The sequence below is a fragment of the Actinoplanes sp. NPDC051633 genome (assembly GCF_040681735.1).
Classification (GTDB): domain Bacteria; phylum Actinomycetota; class Actinomycetes; order Mycobacteriales; family Micromonosporaceae; genus Actinoplanes.
The window spans coordinates 1-3089 of sequence record NZ_JBFAZH010000939.1; the positions used below are offsets into that span (position 1 = coordinate 1).

A 3089-nucleotide genomic window follows, 5' to 3' on the forward strand; every position below is an offset into this window, starting at 1 on the left:
GACAGCGCGTACACCCCCAACCTGTACGCGTACACGCTGGCCTTCACCGGCCAGGAGGTGAACTACGCGGCGGCGGTGTCCTTCCTCCTCGGTCTGGTCATCGTCATCGTGTCGTCCCTGGTGCTGCTCGCCGGCAACCGGAGGAGCCGCTCATGAGCGCCTTGACGCGCCGCCGCAGCAACCTGCTCACGATCGGCATGCTGGCCCTGCTGATCTACTTCCTGCTGCCGTTGTTCTGGCTCGTGGTCGCCTCCACCAAGACCACCGGCGACCTGTTCTCGAGCTTCGGGCTGTGGTTCGCCGGCAACGTCAACCTCTTCGACAACATCCGCGACACGTTCGCCTACGGCGACGGCGTCTACGGCCGCTGGATGCTCAACACGCTGTTCTACTCACTGGTCAGCGCCGGCGGCGCGGCGTTCCTGGCGGCCCTCGGCGGGTACGGCTTCGCCAAGTACCGGTTCCGCGGCAACGGCCCGCTCTTCGGCGTCGTGCTCGCCTCGGTGATGGTGCCGACGACGGCGCTGGCCATCCCGACGTACCTGCTGTTCAGCAAGATCGGGCTGGTCAACACGCCGTGGGCGATCATCCTGCCGTCGCTGGTCAGCCCGTTCGGTCTCTACCTGATGCGGATCTACGCCCAGGACGCGATCCCGGACACGCTGATCGAGGCGGGCCGCATCGACGGCGCGAGTGAGATGGGCATCTTCTTCAAGATCGTGCTGCGCTCGCTCGCGCCGGGAATCGTCACCGTCCTGCTCTTCACGCTGGTGGCGACCTGGAACAACTACTTCCTGCCACTGATCATGCTGAACGACCCGGATCTCTACCCGATCACGGTGGGCCTGGCGGCGTGGTCGTCGCAGTCGGTCGGCGGCGGCGGTTCCACCGGCGAGCTGCTCGCCCTGGTGGTCACCGGCTCGATGTTGTCGGTGCTGCCGCTGATCGCCGCGTTCCTGTTGTTGCAGCGCTATTGGGAGTCCGGTTTGTCCGCGGGGAGCGTCAAAGGATGAGTGTGCTTTTCGGTGCGGCCTACTACCACGAGTACCAGCCGTACGAGCGACTGAAAACCGATCTGGATCTGATGTCCGAGGCCGGCTTCACGGTGATCCGGGTCGGCGAGTCCGTGTGGTCGACCTGGGAGCCGGAGAACGGCCGCTTCGACGTGGACTGGCTGCAGCCGGTGCTGGACGGGGCCCACGAGCGGGGCATCGCGGTGGTGCTCGGCACGCCCACCTACGCGGTGCCGCCGTGGCTGGCCCGGCAGTACCCGGAGATCGCGGGGGAGCGGTCCACCGGCGAGCGCATCCCCTGGGGCGCCCGCCAGGAGGCGGACTTCACCCATCCGGCGTTCCGGTTCCACGCCGAGCGGGTCATCCGCCGGATCATGGAGCGGTACGCGCGCCACCCGGCCGTGATCGGCTTCCAGGTCGACAACGAGCCGGGCAACGAGCTGCTGCACAACCATGGCGTCTTCCAGCGCTTCGTCGACCACCTGCGGGGTGAGTACGGCGACGTGGAGACCCTGAACCGCGCCTGGGGCCTGGTCTACTGGTCGCACCGGCTGTCCACCTGGGCCGACCTGTGGACTCCCGACGGCAACGTGCAGCCGCAGTACCACCTGGCGTGGCGGCGCTTCCAGGCCGCGCAGACCAGCGAGTTCATCGCCTGGCAGGCGTCGATCGTCCGCGGTTACGCCGGCGCGGGGCAGTTCGTCACCACCTGCCTGTCCTACGAGCGGCCCGCCCTCGACGACGTGGCCCTGATGCGAGAGCTCGACGTCACCGCCGGGAACCCGTACTACGGCATGCAGGACGCCCTGGAGCTGCCCGACCCCGGTGACCGGCCGCAGTACTGGACCACCAACGGCACCTGGGCGCTGTATCTGAGCGCGGACCGGATGTTCGGTTCGCGGCAGGAGCCGTTCCTGGTCACCGAGACCAACGCGCAGTCGATCGGCTTCCCGTGGAACAACCGGCCGGCGTACGACGGGCAGTGGCGGCAGGCGGCCTGGGCGCTGATCTCCCGCGGCGCCCGGATGATCGAGTACTGGCACTGGCACACGCTGCACTTCGGTGCGGAGACCTACTGGAGCGGCGTGCTGCCGCACAGCGGCCGCCCGGGCCGGACGTACCGCGAGATCGCCCGGCTCGGCGCCGAGCTGCGGGAGGCCGGTGACCTGCTGGACGGGCTGACCCCGGACGCCGAGGTGGCGATCCTCTGGGACTACCCCAGCAAGTGGCTGATGCAGCGCTATCCGCCGCTCGCCGGGGAGGACGGCGCGCCGGACCAGCGGGCGTATCAGGGGCTGGTCGAGCCGTTCTACCGCGGCGCGTTCGACGCCCGGCTGCAGGTGCGGATCGTGCACCCGGAGCAACTGGCCGACGCGGCGCGGCAGTTCCCCGTGCTGGTCGCCTCCGGCTACTACATCGCCGGCGACGAGACCCTTGACGCACTTCTCGGGTACGCGGACGCCGGCGGCCACCTGGTCCTCGGCCCGCGCACCGGATACGCCGACCAGGAGGCCCGCGCCCGGGCGGAGTCCGCGCCCGCGGTCCTCGGGGGACCGGCCGGGGTCCACTACGACGAGTTCAGCAACATCACCGGCCGGGTGCCGATCTCGTCCGGCGAGTTCACCGGGTACGCCACCCGCTGGATCGACGGCCTGGAGCCCGGCGGCGCCGACGTCCTGGCCTCCTACGACCATCCGCACTTCGGGCAGTGGCCGGCGATCACCACCCGGGCGCACGGGCGCGGCCGGATCACCTGCGTCGGCACCGTCCCCGACCCCGCCCTGGCCCGGGCCCTGTTCCGATGGCTCGTCCCGGGCCGGGAAGACGTCCCGGAGAGCGTCACGATCACCACCGCCACGGCACCCGACGGCCGCAAAGTCCGGTTCATCCACAACTGGTCGTGGGATCCGGTCACGGTTGGCGATCTCGAACTCGGCCCCTGGGACGTCCGCGTACTCCTCAACTCCGAGGAGGGCCCGCCGATGGAACGGTGACGACACCAGGCAGAGGGGGCCCGGCGAGTGGAGAAGGTTGCGCGGCTCTGGGCCGGATTGGCAGGCTTGCTGCCGGCCGGTG

General features: G+C 69.8%; 2 protein-coding genes. Both read left to right on the top strand.

What is annotated here, in order from left to right; all coding sequences use genetic code 11:
• The first annotated feature begins 152 nt into the window (after nt 1-152).
• Nucleotides 153-1013, top strand: coding sequence for a carbohydrate ABC transporter permease (locus AB0M20_RS34825; protein ID WP_364304658.1), 861 nt, complete (start codon nt 153-155; stop codon nt 1011-1013).
• Nucleotides 1010-3007, top strand: a complete 1998-nt coding sequence (locus AB0M20_RS34830; protein ID WP_364304660.1) for a beta-galactosidase — start codon at nt 1010-1012, stop codon at nt 3005-3007. The genes AB0M20_RS34825 and AB0M20_RS34830 overlap by 4 nt, the downstream gene beginning before the upstream one ends.
• Nucleotides 3008-3089 lie beyond the last annotated feature (82 nt).